The sequence below is a fragment of the Pseudoxanthomonas mexicana genome (assembly GCF_046736355.1).
Classification (GTDB): Bacteria; Pseudomonadota; Gammaproteobacteria; order Xanthomonadales; family Xanthomonadaceae; genus Pseudoxanthomonas_A; species Pseudoxanthomonas_A mexicana_B.
Genome location: NZ_CP157201.1, coordinates 2,688,217 through 2,704,050 on the forward strand (window position 1 = coordinate 2,688,217; position 15,834 = coordinate 2,704,050).

Annotated in this window: 9 protein-coding genes and 1 tRNA gene; 5 read left to right on the forward strand and 5 right to left on the reverse strand. The window is 71.1% G+C overall.

All coding sequences use genetic code 11. The features are described from left to right. Positions 1–170: 170 nt before the first annotated feature. The 4 genes from AAG688_RS12365 to rnr form a co-directional block, all read right to left on the reverse strand. Positions 171–3,161, reverse strand: coding sequence for a diguanylate cyclase (locus AAG688_RS12365; protein WP_411832546.1), 2,991 nt, complete (start codon positions 3,159–3,161; stop codon positions 171–173). A gap of 257 nt (positions 3,162–3,418) precedes the next feature. Further along, positions 3,419–4,165: a 23S rRNA (guanosine(2251)-2'-O)-methyltransferase RlmB gene (gene rlmB, locus AAG688_RS12370; protein WP_411832547.1), complete on the reverse strand. Its 747-nt coding sequence runs from the start codon at positions 4,163–4,165 to the stop codon at positions 3,419–3,421. A 285-nt stretch (positions 4,166–4,450) separates the two neighbouring features. After that, positions 4,451–4,900, reverse strand: coding sequence for a GFA family protein (locus AAG688_RS12375; protein ID WP_411832548.1), 450 nt, complete (start codon positions 4,898–4,900; stop codon positions 4,451–4,453). A gap of 10 nt (positions 4,901–4,910) precedes the next feature. Then, positions 4,911–7,418, reverse strand: a complete 2,508-nt coding sequence (gene rnr / locus AAG688_RS12380; protein WP_411832549.1) for a ribonuclease R — start codon at positions 7,416–7,418, stop codon at positions 4,911–4,913. A 95-nt stretch (positions 7,419–7,513) separates the two neighbouring features. On the opposite strand from rnr, the gene AAG688_RS12385 reads away from it, so the two are divergent. From AAG688_RS12385 to AAG688_RS12400, 4 genes are all read left to right on the forward strand, one after another. Then, positions 7,514–7,598 (forward strand) — tRNA-Leu (locus AAG688_RS12385). A 132-nt stretch (positions 7,599–7,730) separates the two neighbouring features. Beyond that, positions 7,731–9,551 (forward strand): SLC13 family permease, encoded by a 1,821-nt coding sequence (locus AAG688_RS12390; protein ID WP_411832550.1) that lies wholly within the window; start codon positions 7,731–7,733, stop codon positions 9,549–9,551. A 61-nt stretch (positions 9,552–9,612) separates the two neighbouring features. After that, the gene (gene parC, locus AAG688_RS12395) at positions 9,613–11,856 is read left to right on the forward strand and encodes a DNA topoisomerase IV subunit A (RefSeq protein WP_411832551.1); all 2,244 of its coding nucleotides are present in this window, start codon (positions 9,613–9,615) and stop codon (positions 11,854–11,856) included. A gap of 51 nt (positions 11,857–11,907) precedes the next feature. Further along, the gene (locus AAG688_RS12400; RefSeq protein WP_411832552.1) at positions 11,908–12,570 is read left to right on the forward strand and encodes a thiopurine S-methyltransferase; all 663 of its coding nucleotides are present in this window, start codon (positions 11,908–11,910) and stop codon (positions 12,568–12,570) included. A gap of 43 nt (positions 12,571–12,613) precedes the next feature. On the opposite strand, the gene bfr is transcribed toward AAG688_RS12400, so the two are convergent. Beyond that, positions 12,614–13,099 (reverse strand): bacterioferritin, encoded by a 486-nt coding sequence (gene bfr, locus AAG688_RS12405; protein WP_411832553.1) that lies wholly within the window; start codon positions 13,097–13,099, stop codon positions 12,614–12,616. Positions 13,100–13,238: 139 nt separating this feature from the next. Between bfr and AAG688_RS12410 the strand changes: the two genes are divergently transcribed. Beyond that, positions 13,239–15,701 carry a penicillin acylase family protein gene (locus AAG688_RS12410; RefSeq protein ID WP_411832554.1) on the forward strand — a complete coding sequence of 821 codons (2,463 nt, stop codon included), beginning with the start codon at positions 13,239–13,241 and terminating at the stop codon, positions 15,699–15,701. Positions 15,702–15,834: the final 133 nt, after the last annotated feature.

Here is a 15,834-nt window from a genome sequence, read left to right on the forward strand (position 1 = left end):
TCCCTCCCGGGATCAAGGTGCCGGAGTGTTGCTCCATCGCTCTGCAAGCGGGAAGCAAACCGGCGGCTTCCCGTCCCGGCGACTCGTTCTGAAAGAATCGGCCGGCGCTTGCCAATCTAAAGCGCGGGGCGCGAAAAGCGCGTGGATGCCAGCCGCCATGCCTGTACCTCCTAGGCGCTGCCGTCCGTGGCCGCTTCGGTGCAGACGCGATCGCGGCCGGAACTCTTGGCGCGATAGAGCGCCTCGTCCGCCCGCTGCATCATCTCAGCAGGCGTGGCGTCGGCGTCGCGCAACTGCACCAGGCCGGCGCTGAAGGTCACCTTCAGGCCGGCGATGCCGCCCCAGTCCTGCTGCGAGGCGAACAGCCCGCGCAGCCGCGCGCCGACCGCCAGCGCGTCGGCCAGCGCGGTATCGGCCAGCACCATCGCGAATTCCTCGCCACCCACGCGCGCGGCGAAATCGGAGGCGCGGCAGGCCGAAGCCAGCATCCGCCCGACCTCGCGCAGCACCAGGTCGCCGACGGCGTGCGAGTGGCCGTCGTTGATCATCTTGAAGTGATCGAGATCCAGGATCATCAGGCACAGCGGGCGGCCGCTGCGGCGCGCGCGCGCATGCTCGCGCAGCATCACCTCGTCGAAGTGGCGGCGGTTGGGCAGCCCGGTCAGTGCGTCCTCGTGCGCCTGCCGCTCGAACGCCTGCGCCTGCTCGCGCAGCTGCTCCAGCAGCCGGCTCTTTTCCTGGTCGGCCCGCATCAGTTGTTCGGTCTGCTGGCGCAGCCGCTGCGTGCGTTCGGCCACCCGGCGCTCCAGGCGCTCGGCCCGGCGCCGGTAGCGCCGGGTCCGCAAGCGGTACAGCACGCCCAGCGCCAGCGCCAGCAATAGCGCGGCGGCGATCCAAGTGGAAGTACGCTGCCACCACAGCGGCGCGATCGAGAACCGCCAGGTCGCCTCGCGGGCGCCCCAAGGGCCGCCGGGATGGGCGGCGGCCACGCGCAGCGTGTAGTCGCCCGGCGGCAGGCCGATGTAATCCACGCTGCGCTGGGAGCCGCGTTCGATCCAGTGCTCGTCCACGCCTTCCAGGCGGGTGCGGTAGCGGATGCGCTCGGGCAGCAGGTAGCTCAGGCCCGTGTACGACACCGACACGCGCCGGCCGCCGGGCAGCCGCGCCTGCGGCGGCAACTGGCGCCAGGCCAGCGGGCGTCCGTCCAGCGCCACGTTCTCGATCACCGCCGGCGGCGGCAGGCGGCCGGCCATGCTGCGCCAGCGCGACGGATCGACGGTGGCCACGCCGCCGGCGGTCACCAGCCACACGCTGCCGTCGCGGCGCAGGATCATCGACGGCGCGGAACTGCCGTTGCCCTGCGCGCTGGGCATGCCGTCGGTCTCGTCGTAGCGATCCACCTGCAATCGCGCCAGCCGGCCGTCGGCCACCGCGTGCAGGTCGGCCATGCCCGCGCGCAGCACGCCGCGGTTGCTGCTGATCCAGGCGTTGCCGATGCGGTCGGCGACGATCTGGAACACGGTGTCCACCGGCAGCCCCTGCTCCAGCCCCACCCGCGCCAGTTGGCCCGCGCGCTCGCGGTAGAGGCCGCGATCGGTGGCGATCCACATGTCGCCGCCGATGCGCTGGAAGCCGAACACGCTGCGCGCGCCGCTGAGGCTTTCCAGCGGGATCCTGCGCACCACGCCGTCGCGCAGCACGCTGGCCCCTTCCACCGAACCCATCCACAGTTCACCGTCGATGCTGGCCAGCGCGGTGACCAGCGCCCGCGGCAGGCCGTCCTCGCGCGGCTGCACGCGCCCCTGCGCGATCCGCACCGGTCCATGCTGGGTGCCGACCCAGACACCGCCGCCGGCGGCCGGCACGATCGCGCGCACATGCCCGGCCGGCAGGCCATCGGCCTGGCCGTAGCGGCGCAGCAGGCGGCCGTCGCGCAACTGGAACACGCCTTCGCCGTAGCTGCCGGCCCACAGGTCGCCGTCGGCGGTCTCGGCCAGGCTCAACAGCGACAGCGGAGGGCCGGGCCGCAGCGACACCGGCGCGGCGGGGCCGTCGGCGGGCAGCCGGTCCAGGCCGTTGGCGCCGCCGATCCACAGCTCGCCGCGGCGGTCCTCCAGCAAGGCGCGCACGTAGTCGCCGCCGAGGCCGTCGCGCTTGGTGTAGCTGCTGAACAGCGTCTCGCGCAGGCGGAACAGGCCGCCGTTGGCGCCGACCCAGATGCTGCCCTCGGCGTCCTCCAGCAGGTTGACGATGCGGCCCGGCGGCTGCACCTCGCCGGCCGGCGGGTATTCCACGCCGTGCGGGCCGATGCGCAGCAGCCCGCGGTTCTCGCTGCCCAGCCACAGGTCGCCGCGGCGATCCTGCAGCATCGCGGTGAAATGGCCCTGGCCGGGGATTTCCCGCACCTGCTCGGCGCGGTCGCCGCGCAGCCGGTACAGGCGCTCGCCGACGACGAACCACACCGTCCCGTCCGGCGCGCGGTACGGCCAGGCCAGGCCCGGTGGCAGCCCGAACACCTCCGGCGCGCGGTGGAAGCGGCCGTCGACGTCGCGGTAGATCAGCCCCTCCAGGCCGCCGATCCAGATGCGGTCGCTCGCATCGACCGCCATCTTGGGGAAACTGGAGCGCAGCGGCGCCCCGCCGGAAGGTTCGGCGTACTCGAAGCGACCGTCCGGATGCAGGCAGCCCAGGCCGCGGCCCTCGAACAACAGCCACAGGCGGCCCTGCCGGTCCATCGTCATCGCATGGATCAGCGCCTGCGGCCATGCGCCGCCGCTGTTCCAGAAGCGCCAGCGGCCGTCGGGCGTGTGCCGGCCCAGGTTGCCGCGCGAGTCGCTCAGCCACAGCGCGCCGGCGGGGTCCACGTACAGCGTGCCGACGCCGTTGTCCGGCAGCGCCGGCACGCTGCCACGGTCATGGACGGTGAAGTCCAGCCCGTTGTAGCGCACCAGCCCTTCCCAGGTGGCGAGCCACAGGTAGCCGTCGGGCGTCTGCGCCAGCCCACGCAGCGAGTTGTGCGGCAGGCCCTCGCGCGAGGTCCAGCGATCGATGACGTAATCGCGCAGCGGCGGCGGCGCGTCGGCCGGCGCGGCCCGCAGCGGCCCGCCGGCAAGCAGCAGCCATGCCGCCAGCAGCCATCGGGCGGCGGTGCGCAGGCGCATCGCCCCTGTCCCGCCCGGGCGCAGCGGATCCGCCCCGGCGCCGGTCGCGCCCGCGCGCGGGCTTGCACCGCCCTCCGACACGCCTGCCGTTCCTCTATCCAACGTTACCGCCAACGGCATGATTATCGGCCAGATTCATCCGGGAGCCGCCGGCGACGCGGCCGCGGGCGGGATCCCTCGTTCAACGCCCACGACTGCCGGGGACTGTTGCGATAGCGGCCGTGCCGGCGGATTCTTCAGGACGACGCGGGCCTTCTTCACGGCTGCCGCTGGCGCACCGCCTCGAACAGGGTCACCCCGGCGGCGACCGAGACGTTCAGGCTCTCGATGTCGCCCGGCATCGGAATCTTCACCAGCTGGTCGCAGTGCTCGCGGGTCAGCCGGCGCAGGCCGTCGGCCTCGCCGCCCAGCACCAGCGCGACGTTGCCGCGCAGGTCCAGCGCGTACAGCGAAGCCTGCGCCTCGCCGGCCAGCCCGTAGATCCACACACCCCACTGCTGCAGGTCGCGCAGGCAGCGCGACAGGTTGGTCACCGCCACCACCGGGATGCGGTCGGCGGCGCCGGCCGAGGTCTTGCGCACGGTCGCGTTGACCCCGACCGACTTGTCCTTGGGGATGACCACCGCGGTGACCCCGGCGGCGGCCGCGCTGCGCAGGCAGGCGCCGAGGTTGTGCGGATCCTGCACGCCGTCCAGCACCAGCAGCAGGGCGCGGCCTTCGGCGCCCTCGACCAGCGCCTGCAGTTCGTTCTCGTCCCAGGTACGCGCGGCGGCGTAGCGCGCGGCCACGCCCTGGTGGCGCACCGATCCGCCGACGCCGTCCAGCGCCTGCCCGGTGACCCGGCGCACGTCGATGCCCTTGCGGCGCGCGTTCTCCTCGATCTCGGTCAGCCGCGGGTTCTTGCTGCCGGCCTCGATCAGCACCTCGCGCACGTGGTCGGCGTCGTTGTCGATGGAGGACGCGACGGCGTTGACGCCGACGATCCACTGGGTCTGTTTGCTCATGGTCGGGATTGGGGATGACCGGACATGCGTCCGTTGAAAGCCGGGATGGGGATTCGGTAAAGCCGGGACAGGGTACGACACGAACTTCCGATCCCCAATCCCGAACTCGCCGTCATCCCCGCGCAGGCGGGGATCCAGCGACTTCAAGCCGTTGAAAGCAAAGGCACAGGGTTGACCAGCCTGACGGCTGTTAAAGAGCGCTTCCGCCTGCGCGGGAATGACGAATGGAAGGAGAGCCGTTCTGAGATTGTCGAATCCCCACTCCCCAATCCCGAATCCCCGCTCCTAGGTATCGCGATCCGGATGCTGGAACGACACCAGCCTGGCGAGGTATTCCGGCTCATCCTCCTCGGTGCGCGAACTCGGCAAGGCGTGCAGTTCATCGACGAACGGCAGCTTGCCTTCCAGCCCGTACTGGAAGGTCGGCGGCGCCACCGACGGATCGTCGAACGCCCCGGCCGCCACCGCCACGCCGTCCGGCGCCTCGTAGGTCAGCGGCGTGCCGCATTGCGCGCAGAAGCCGCGCCTGACCAGGTTGGACGACTGGAAGCGCGCCGGCTCGCCGCGCGTCCACGCCAGCTCCGCGCTGCGCGTGGACACCAGCGGCGCGTAGTACGCGCCGAACGCCTTCTGGCACATCCGGCAGTGGCAGATCGATGCATGGTCCAGCGGCCCACGGATGCGGAACCGCACCGCGCCGCACTGGCAACCGCCGGTGTATTCGTTGACCGCCATGCGTCCTCCGTCAGTATTTCTGCTTCTTGCGCCGCGCCGGCTGGCCGCGCGGCGGCGGCGGCGGGAAGGCGCTTTCCTGCGCACCGCCGGCCTGCTTGTCCTCGACCAGCCGGAAGTCGATCTTGCGCTCCTCCAGGCTGGCCTTCAGCACGACGATGCGCACGCGGTCGCCCAGCCGGTACTCGCGGCCGCGGCGCTCGCCGGCCAGCGTCTTGCGGATCGGGTCGAAGTGGTAGTAGTCGTGCGGCAGCTGGGTCACGTGGACCAGCCCGTTGACCTTGGACTGGTCCAGCTCGACGAACAGGCCGAAGCTGGTCACCCCGCTGATCACGCCGTCGAACTGGCCGCCGACGTGCTGTTCCATCCATGCGGCGCGGTAGCGCTCGTCGACCTCGCGCTCGGCCTCGTCGGCGCGGCGCTCGCGCTCGGAGCACTGCAGCGCCAGCGCGGTCATCTCGTGCGGCGAATACGCGTACTTCTCCGCCCGCTGGCCGGTCAGCGCGAACTTGATCGCCCGGTGCACCAGCAGGTCGGGATAGCGCCGGATCGGCGAGGTGAAGTGCGCGTAACTCTCCAGCGCCAGGCCGAAATGGCCGACGTTCTCCGGCGAGTACACCGCCAACGACTGGCTGCGCAGCAGCACCGACTCCAGCAGGGTGGCGTCGGCGCGCTCGCGCACCTTCTGCAGCAGGCGGGTGAAGTCGCGCGGCTGCACCTTGCTCCAGGCCGGCATCGACAGCTTGAATTCCTTCAGGAACTCCAGCAGGTCGGCGTACTTGGCCTCCGGCGGCTTCTCATGGATGCGGTACGGCGCGGGGATGCGCTTTTCCAGCAGGAACTTCGCCGCCTCGACGTTGGCGGCGATCATGCATTCCTCGATCAGCTTGTGCGCGTCGTTGCGCACCAGCATGCCGGCCTGGGTGACCTCGCCGCGGTTGTCCAGCACGAAGCGCACCTCGGACGACTCGAACTCGATCGCCCCGCGCCGGGCGCGCGCCTTGGCCAGCACCTGGTAGAGCTGGTGCAGCCGCTCGACCTGCGGCAGCAGCGCGCCGATCTGCGCACGCGCCTCTTCGTCGTCCTCGCCGACCGCCTGCCACACCTGCGTGTAGGTCAGCCGCGCGTGCGAGTTCATCACCGCCTCGTAGAAGCGCGAGCCGGTCACTTCGCCGTCGCGGCCGATCTGCATGTCGCAGACGAAGCACATGCGATCGACCTTCGGGTTGAGCGAGCAGATGCCGTTGGACAGCGTCTCCGGCAGCATCGGCACGACGAAGCCGGGGAAGTACACCGAGGTCGCGCGCTTTTGCGCCTCGTCGTCCAGCGGCATGCCCGGGCGCACGTAGTGCGAGACGTCGGCGATCGCCACCACCAGCCGGAAGCCGTCGCGGTTGGCCTCGCAGTACACCGCGTCGTCGAAGTCCTTGGCGTCCTCGCCGTCGATGGTGACCAGCGGGGTGGCGCGCAGGTCGACGCGGCCGCCGATCATCGAAGGCTCCACCGTCAGCGGCACCGCCATCGCCTCGGCCAGCACTTCCGGCGGGAACTGGTCGGGAATGTCGTGGCCGTGGATGGCGGTCTGCACCACCAGCGACGGCGTCAGCTTGTCGCCCAGCACCGCGATGACGCGGCCGATGGGCGGGCGCCGCGCGTCCGGCGCCTGGGTCAGTTCGCAGACCACGAGCTGGCCGTCGCGCGCCTCGCCGATCGCATCCGGCGGGATCTGCACGTTGCGCTGGATGCGCTTGTCGTCCGGCACGACGTAGGCGATGCCGGCCTCGAACGCGAAGCGGCCGATCAGCCGGCTCAGCCGGCGCTCGAGCACGCGCGCGATGCTGCCCTCGCGGCGGCCGCGGCGGTCGATGCCGGTGACGTTGGCCAGCGCGCGGTCGCCGTGCATGACCTTGCGCATCTCGTACGGCGGCAGGAACAGGTCGTCGCCTCCGGCCTCCGGGCGCAGGAAGCCGAACCCGTCCGGGTTGGCGATCACCACGCCGGCGATCAGCGTGGTATGCCGCACCGGCGCGAAGCCGCCGCGGCGGTTCTGCACCAGTTGGCCGTCGCGCTGCATCGCCGCCAACCGCTTGTCCAGCGCCTCGGCGCGGTGCGGTGCGGTCAGGTCCAGTTGCGCGGCCAGTTCCTCCGCGGTCAGCGGCCCTTCGGCCGACTCCAGCAGCGCCAGGATCGCCTCGCGGCTGGCGATGGGCTCGGCGTAGCGTTCGGCCTCGCGACTGGCGTAGGGGTCCTGGAAGCCGGGCGCCGCCGCCGGTCCACGGCGTGGCGGCGCGGCCTTGCGGGCCGGACCGCCGGACGCTGGCGTGCGCACCGGCGTGGGCAGGGCCGGCGACGGTTCCGGCATCCACGGCGGCAGCGCGGAGGCACCCGCCTTCCTGCGCGGCGGACGCTCGCCGCTACCCGGGGCGGCGCCCGCCGCCTTGCCGGCCTGCCTGGCCGCCGTCCGCCCCTGTGCCTTTCCTTTCGCGGTCTTGCCGCCGCTGTCGCTGGTTTTCTTGGTCATCGTTCGATGGTACACCCCGCCCGGATGAGCGCCTTGCGAAAAACGCCGTTGACAATCCCGCGGGCAACTCCCAAAATGCGCGGCCTGCACACCCTGCCCAGGTGGCGGAATTGGTAGACGCACTAGTTTCAGGTACTAGCGGGTAAAACCGTGGAGGTTCGAGTCCTCTCCTGGGCACCATGCACGAGCATCGAAAAACCCTCGGGAAACCGGGGGTTTCATCGTTTCAGGGGGCCGCCGTTGCGCCGCCCCCGCGTGGCGGATGCGCGCCCGCATCTATCGTGATTCGCCGCTTCGGTCCACCATTGCCGCATGGAACCGCAACAGATCCTCTTCCTCGTCATCCTGGCCGCCGCGCTGGCGCTGTTCGTCAGCGAGAAGCTGCGCATCGACCTGGTCGCCCTGCTGACGCTGCTGGCGCTGACCCTGACCGGCATCCTCGGCCCGAAGGACGCGCTGGCCGGCTTCTCCAGCGAGCCGGCGATCATCGTGGCGGCGGTGTTCGTGCTGTCGGCCGGGCTGTCGGCCACCGGCATCACCGACCGCATCGGCGCCGGCATCGCGCGCGCGGCCGGCGGCAGCGAGTGGCGCACCATCGCGGTGGTGATGCCGGCCACCGCGCTGCTGGCGGCGTTCTCGCACCACGTGATGATCACCGCGATGATGCTGCCGATCCTGATGCGGCTGGCGCGCGAGCAGAAGCTGGCCGCCTCGCGGCTGCTGATGCCGATGTCGCTGGCCGCCTCGCTGGGCACCACGCTGACGCTGTTCAGCGCGCCGGCCTTCCTGCTGGCCAACGACCTGCTCAAGCGCTCGGGCGACCCGGGCCTGGACATCTTCGCCATCACCCCGGTCGGCGCGGTGCTGGTGCTGCTGGGCACCACGTACATGCTGCTGGCGCGCTGGCTGGTGCCCAAGCGCGACGGCGAGGCGCCGCAGGGCGATTACCTCAAGCTGGAACGCTATTACACCGAGCTGGTGATCATCCCCGGCTCGCCGTGGATCGGGCGCCGGCGCGGCGAGTTCGAGCAGGCCTTCCACGAGCGCCTGCAGGTGGTGGACTGGCTGCGCCACGGCCTGCGCCGGCCGCGCCAGCACGCCGGCGGCGAACTGGAGGCCGGCGACGTGCTGCTGGTGCGCGCCTCGCCCGACGAGATCGCCTCGATCAAGGACGAGCCGGGCCTGGCGCTGCACGCGGTGGCCAAGTACGGCGAGCAACCCGGCGAGGATCACCAGACCGAGCTGCTCGGCGAGGAACAACTGGTGCAGGCGGTGGTCGCGCCGCGTTCCGAGTTCGTCGGCCGCAGCGTGGCCAACATCGATTTCCTGCGCAACCTCGGCGTGGTCGTGGTCGGCCTGTGGCGGCGCGAGGGATGGCTGCACGGCGAGCTGTCGGAAATGACGCTGGAGGAAGGCGACCTGCTGGTGCTGTGGGGCCGCCAGCAGAACTTCGAGCCGCTGGCCACGCACCACGGCTTCCTGATGCTGATGCCGTTCGAGGGCCGCGAGAAGCCGCGCCGGCGCGCGCCGCTGGCGCTGGCGATCATGGCCGCCTCGGTGGCCGCGGCGGCGACCGAACTGCTGGCGCCGCAGATCGCCTTCCTGGCAGGCGCGGTGGCGATGGTGCTGAGCCGCTGCGTGGACATCGAGCGCGCCTACCAGGCCATCGACGTGCGCATCTTCGTGATGATCGCCGGGGTGATCCCGCTGGGCATCGCGATGGAGAAGACCGGCACCGCCGGACTGATAGCCGACCTGCTGCTCGCGCACGCCGCGGACTGGTCGCCGCTGGCGCTGCTGCTGGTGATGTTCGGGGTGGCCGCGCTGCTGACCCAGATCCTCTCCGACGCCGCCACCACCGTGCTGCTGGCGCCGATCGCGCTGGCGCTGGCACAGGGACTGGGACTGAGCCCGGTGCCGTTCGTGGTGTGCACGGCGATGGGCGCGGTGGCCTCGTTCCTGACCCCCATCGGCCACCACGGCAACCTGCTGATCCTCACCGCCGGCCAGTACACCTTCGGCGACTTCCTGCGCGTGGGCATGCCGCTGACCCTGGGCATCGCGCTGGCCTCGGCCTGGCTGTCGCGCTGGCTGTGGCTGGGCGGCCCGCTGCTGCCGGGCGCGGGCGGCTGAAAGCCGGGGACGGTACCGGGAAACGGTAGAATCGCCGCTCCCGTAGTTCCTGCACGTCCCCATGACCGAAACGATCCGCCCCACCTTCCACGGCTTCGAACAGATCCCGCTGCGCGAGTACGCCGAGCGCGCCTACCTGGACTATTCGATGTACGTGGTGCTGGACCGCGCCCTGCCCTTCATCGGCGACGGGCTCAAGCCGGTGCAGCGCCGCATCGTCTATTCGATGAGCGAGCTGGGGCTCAACGCGGCGGCCAAGCCGAAGAAGTCGGCGCGTACCGTGGGCGATGTCATCGGCAAGTTCCACCCGCACGGCGACAGCGCCTGCTACGAGGCGCTGGTGCTGATGGCGCAGCCGTTCTCGTACCGCTACCCGCTGATCGAGGGCCAGGGCAACTTCGGCTCGACCGACGATCCCAAGTCGTTCGCGGCCATGCGCTACACCGAGTCCAAATTGACTCCGATCGCCGAGGTGCTGCTGGGCGAGCTCGGCCACGGCACGGTGGACTGGTCGCCCAACTTCGACGGCACGCTGGAGGAGCCGACCTGGCTGCCGGCGAGGCTGCCTCACCTGCTGCTCAACGGCACCACCGGCATCGCCGTGGGCATGGCCACCGACGTGCCGCCGCACAACCTCAACGAGATCGTCAGCGCGCTGATCCGCCTGATCGACGACCCGGAAGCCACCGTCGCCGACCTGTGCGATCACGTGCGCGGCCCCGACTATCCCAGCGACGCCGAGATCATCACCCCGGCCGCCGACCTGCGCGCGATCTACGAGACCGGCAACGGCAGCGTGCGCGCCCGCGCCACCTTCAAGAAGGAGGCCGGCAACATCGTCATCGATGCGCTGCCCTACCAGGTCTCGCCGTCCAAGGTCATCGAGCAGATCGCCGCGCAGATGCGCGCCAAGAAGCTGCCGTGGCTGGAGGACATCCGCGACGAGTCCGATCACGCCAACCCGGTGCGGGTGGTGCTGATCCCGCGCTCCAACCGCGTCGACGCCGAGCAGCTGATGGGCCACCTGTTCGCCACCACCGACCTGGAGAAGAGCTACCGGGTCAACATGAACATCATCGGCCTGGACGGCCGCCCGCAGGTCAAGAACCTCAAGGCGCTGCTGACCGAGTGGTTGGGTTTCCGCTACGACACCGTGACCCGCCGCCTCAAGCACCGGCTGGACAAGGTCGAACGCCGCCTGCACCTGCTGGCCGGCTTGCTCGTCGCCTATCTCAACCTGGACGAGGTGATCCGCATCATCCGCAGCGAGGACGAGCCGAAGGCCGCGCTGATCGCGCGCTTCGCGCTGTCCGAGGAACAGGCCGACTACATTCTCGACACCAAGCTGAAGCAGTTGGCGCGGCTGGAGGAAATGAAGATTCGCGGCGAGCAGGACGAGCTGGCGGCCGAGCGCGAGAAGCTGATCGGCATCCTCGATTCCAAGACGAAGCTGAAGAAGCTGATCAAGGACGAACTCACCGCCGACGCCAGGAAGTTCGGCGACGCCCGCCGCTCGCCGCTGGTGCAGCGCAGCGCGGCGCAGGCGCTGGACGAGACCGAGCTGGTCGCCTCCGAGCCGATGACCGTGGTGCTGTCGCAGAAGGGCTGGATCCGCGCGGCCAAGGGTCACGACGTCGATGCCGCCGGGCTGTCCTACCGCGACGGCGACGGCCTGCTGGCGGCGGTGCGCAGCCGCAGCACCCAGCAGGTGGCGTTCCTGGACTCGGAAGGCCGCAGCTATTCGACCGCCGTGCACACGCTTCCCAGCGCGCGCGGCAACGGCGAGCCGCTGACCGGCCGCTTCTCGCCCGCGCCGGGCGCCTCCTTCCAGGCGCTGGCCAGCGGCGACAACGATGCGCGCTTCGTGCTGGCGTCCTCGCACGGCTACGGCTTCGTCACCCGCTTCGAGAACCTGACCGGCCGGCAGAAGGCCGGCAAGACGATGCTCAACCTCACCGCCGGCGCGCGCGTGCTGCAACCGGCGGCGGTGAGCGATACCGACAGCGCGCGCATCGTCGCGGTCACCAGCGCCGGCCACTTGCTGGCGTTCGCGCTGAGCGACCTGCCCGAGCTGGACAAGGGCAAGGGCAACAAGATCATCGACATCCCCAAGGCCAAGCTCGGCACCGAGCGCGTGGTCGCGGTGGCGGCGGTGTCGCCGGGCGGCACGCTGCAGATCAAGAGCGGCCAGCGCACGATGAGCCTGTCGTTTAAGGACCTGGACGAGTACGTCGGCGCGCGCGCTTCCCGCGGCGGCTTGCTGCCGCGCGGGTGGCAGAAGGTGGATGGGCTCGATGTCCAGTAAACGTCGCTTCCCGCGCACCGCCACCGCGCAGGACGAAAGGGAGACGCACTGATGGAAGCCGACTTCTGGCTGCAACGCTGGCGCGAGGGCCGCATCGGCTTCCACCGCGGCGAGGTGATGCCGCTGTTGCAGAAGCACTGGCCGGCACTGGCGCTGCCGGCCGGCAGCCGCGTGCTGGTGCCGCTGGCGGGCAAGTCGCTGGACATGGTCTGGCTGGCCGCGCAGGGCCACCAGGTGCTCGGCGTGGAGCTGTCGCCGCTGGCGGTGCAGCAGTTCTTCGAGGAACAGCGGCTGGCGCCGGAGGTTTCCGATTCGCGCAACGGCCGCCATTACCGCGCCGGCGGCATCGAGCTGATTTGCGGCGACGTCTTCGGCCTGGACGATGCGCTGCTGGCCGGTTGCGCCGGCGTCTACGACCGCGCCGCGCTGATCGCGCTGCCGCGGGACCTGCGCCGCCGCTACGCCGACGAGGTGTACGCGCGGCTGCCGGCCGCCAGCCGGGGATTGCTGATCACGCTGGAATACCCGCAGTCGGAAAAGGCCGGCCCGCCGTTCTCGGTGGACGCGGCGCACGTGCACGAACTGTACGACCGGCGCTGGGAAGTAACCGGACTGGAGCGCCGCGACATCCTGGCCGACGAGCCGGGCTTCGCCGCCGAGGGCGTCACCGCGCTGCACACCGCGGTCTACCGGATGCACCGGCGCGCGGATTGAGGCCGCGGATCGCGCCGCGCCCCGATGGCGCGGCGTTCCGGATTCACTCGTCCGAGGAAGCCACGCCGATCCTGGCGGTCAGGTAGTTCTCGATGCCCAGCCGGCGGATCAGGCCCAACTGCTGCTCCAGCCAGTGCGCGTGGTCTTCCTCGGTGTCCTTGAGCTGGGCCAGCAGGATGTCGCGGGTGACGTAGTCGCCGTGGCGTTCGCACAGCGCGATGCCGCTGGCCAGGTTGCCGCGCACCTCGTATTCCACTTCCAGGTCCCGCTGCAGCATCTCCTCGACCGTGCGGCCGGCGGTGAACGCGGCCGGACGCATGTCCGGGTCGCCCTCCAGGAACAGGATGCGCCGCAGCAGCGCGTCGGCGTGCTCGGTCTCCTCCTGCATCTCGTGGTCCAGGCGCTGGTACAGCGACTTCAGGCCTTGGTCCTCGTAGCGGCGCGAATGGATGAAGTACTGGTCGCGGGCGGCCAGCTCGCCGCGCAGCAGTTCCTTCAGGTATTCGACGATTTCGGGATGGCCTTTCATCCGTGCGCTCCGGCGGGGAAGGCATGCATGTTGCCCGATTTCCCGGCCCGGTGGCCTAATCGGAATCAATCGCAATCGCAGTCGCGCGACGGCGTGGAATAATCGGGCCGTTCCATCGTTCCGCCACCGGGGATACCGCATGCTGAAATGGTTCCGGCGCACCGCCCTGCTGCTGGCGGTGGCCTTGCTGCTGTCGCTGCTCGCCGCCTGGGCGCTGCTGCGCGGCAGCCTGCCCGCGCTGGACGGCGAACGCGTCCTGCCCGGCCTGCAGGCCGCGGCGACGATCCAGCGCGACGCGCTGGGCGTGGTGACCATCGAGGCGGCCGGCGAAGCCGACGCGGTGCGCGCGCTGGGCTACGTGCACGCGCAGGAACGCTATTTCGAGATGGACCTGATGCGTCGCAGCGCCGCCGGCGAGCTGGCCGAACTGTTCGGCCCGGCCGCCCTGGACATGGACAGGCAGCGGCGCGTCCACCGCATGCGCGCAAGGGCGATGGCGCACCTGGACGCCTTCGCCGGCGATCGCGCGCCGCAGCTCCAGGCCTACGTGGATGGCGTCAACGCCGGCCGCGAGGCGCTGCGCGCGCGGCCCTGGCCGTACCTGCTGCTGCGCCAGCAGCCCGGGCCGTGGGAAATGGCCGATTCGGCGCTCGCCGGCCATGCGATGTACTTCGACCTGCAGGATTCGCAGAACGTCCGCGAACTGGCCCTGTGGAAGATCCGCCGGCACCTGCCGCCGGCGCTGTGCGCGCTGCTGGCGCACGACGGCAGCAGCTGGGACGCGCCGCTGCAGGGCCAGCCGCGCGGCGACGCGCCGCTGCCCGCCGCCGACCAGGTGGACCTGCGCGCGCTGCCGATGCCGCGCACCGATACGCACCGGCGGCTGGCCGACAAGGGCACGCCCGGCAGCAACAACTGGGCGGTGGCCGGCGCGCTGACCGCCGACGGCCGCGCGATCGTCGCCGACGACATGCACCTGGGCCTGCGCGCGCCCAACATCTGGTTCCGCGTGCGCCTGCGCTATCCGGACTCGCGCGCGCCGGGCGGCCGCGTGGACGTGTCGGGCTTCAGCCTGCCCGGCCTGCCGGCGATCATCGTCGGCAGCAACGGCCACGTGGCCTGGGGCTTCACCAACAGCTACGCGGACACCGCCGACTGGTTCCCGGTGCGGCCGTGCGCGAAGGATGCGCCCGCGGACGCCGTTTGCGATCGCATCGAGCGTCACGTGGAAACGATCCGCGTCGCCGGCGCGCAGGACATCGCCTTCGAAGTGGTGGAAACCTCGCACGGCCCGGTCATGCACGACGCCACGGGCGCTGCCGACGCGCTGGCGCTGCGCTGGGTCGCCCACCAGCGCGGTGCGCTGAACTTCGGCCTGGCCGATTTCGCGATCGCGCACGATCTGGACCAGGCGCTGGCCATCGCCGGCAAGACCGCCACGCCCGCGCAGAACCTGGTCATCGCCGATCGCAACGGCCGCATCGCCTGGCGCATCCTCGGCCCGCTGCCGGATCGCGCGGGCGGTTGCACGGGCAGTCCGCCCCTGCCCGCGGATGGCCCGGAGGCGCCGCCCGCTTCGGACGAACCCGCCATCCAGCGCGAACCCTGCCACCCGTGGTCCATCTCCACCGGCGTATCGCCGCAGCTCGTCGATCCGCCGCAGCAGCGCCTGTGGACCGCCAACGCCCGCGTGCTCGACGGCGACGCGCTGGCCCGCGTCGGCGACGGCGGCTACGCGCTGGGCGCGCGCGCACAGCAGATCCGCGACGGCCTGTTCGCCAGGGAGCGCTTCGCCGAGCCGGATCTGCTGGCGATCCAGCTCGACGATCGCGCGCTGTTCCTGCAACGCTGGTGGCAGTTGCTGCAGGACGAGGCGAAACGGCAACCGGCGGATGCGTCGCTGAAAGCCCTCGCCGAAGCCGGCGGCACCTGGGAAGGCGCCGCCCGCGTCGATTCGGTGAGCTACCGGCTGGTGCGCGCCTGGCGGCTGGCCGTGCACGCACGCATCGCCGACGGCCTGACCGCACCGGCGCAGGCCGCAATGGGCGAGGACTTCGTCATGCCCGACCTGCCGCAACTGGAAGGCGTGGCGTGGCCGCTGCTGGAACGGCGGCCCGCGCACCTGCTGCCGCGCCGGTACTCATGCGCCTCGCTCGCGGAAGCACGCGCACCCAAGTGCAGCGATGCGGACGGCTGGAGCGCGCTGCTGGAAGACGCCGCCCGCGAAGTGCGCGACGACCTGGCAGGGAAAGGCCCGCTGGCCGCACGCACCTGGGGCGAGCGCAACACCGCGCGCATCTGCCACCCGCTGGCCGACGCCCTGCCCGCCCTGCTGCGCGCGCGCCTGTGCATGCCGGCCGAACCGCTGCCGGGCGACGGTTCGATGCCACGCGTGCAAGGCCCGAAGTTCGGCGCATCGCAACGCATGGTCGTCTCGCCCGGCTACGAAGCCGACGGCATCATCCACATGCCCGGCGGCCAGAGCGGCCACCCGCTCTCGCCCTACTGGGGCGCGGGCCACGACGACTGGGTGCATGGGCGGCCGACGCCGTTTTTGCCCGGAGCAACGGAACGCACGCTGGTGCTGCGGCCGGTTCGTTGATGCAATGAGGCACTGGGTTGCCTGCAAGGCCTGCGGATTGTGGGTGACACAGGCAACACGCTATCGAGTCCCGGCCGGGAAAGGCGGAGTTTTTTGCTCCCAAGCCAACCTCGGACGTTGTCGTAGCGGTCGA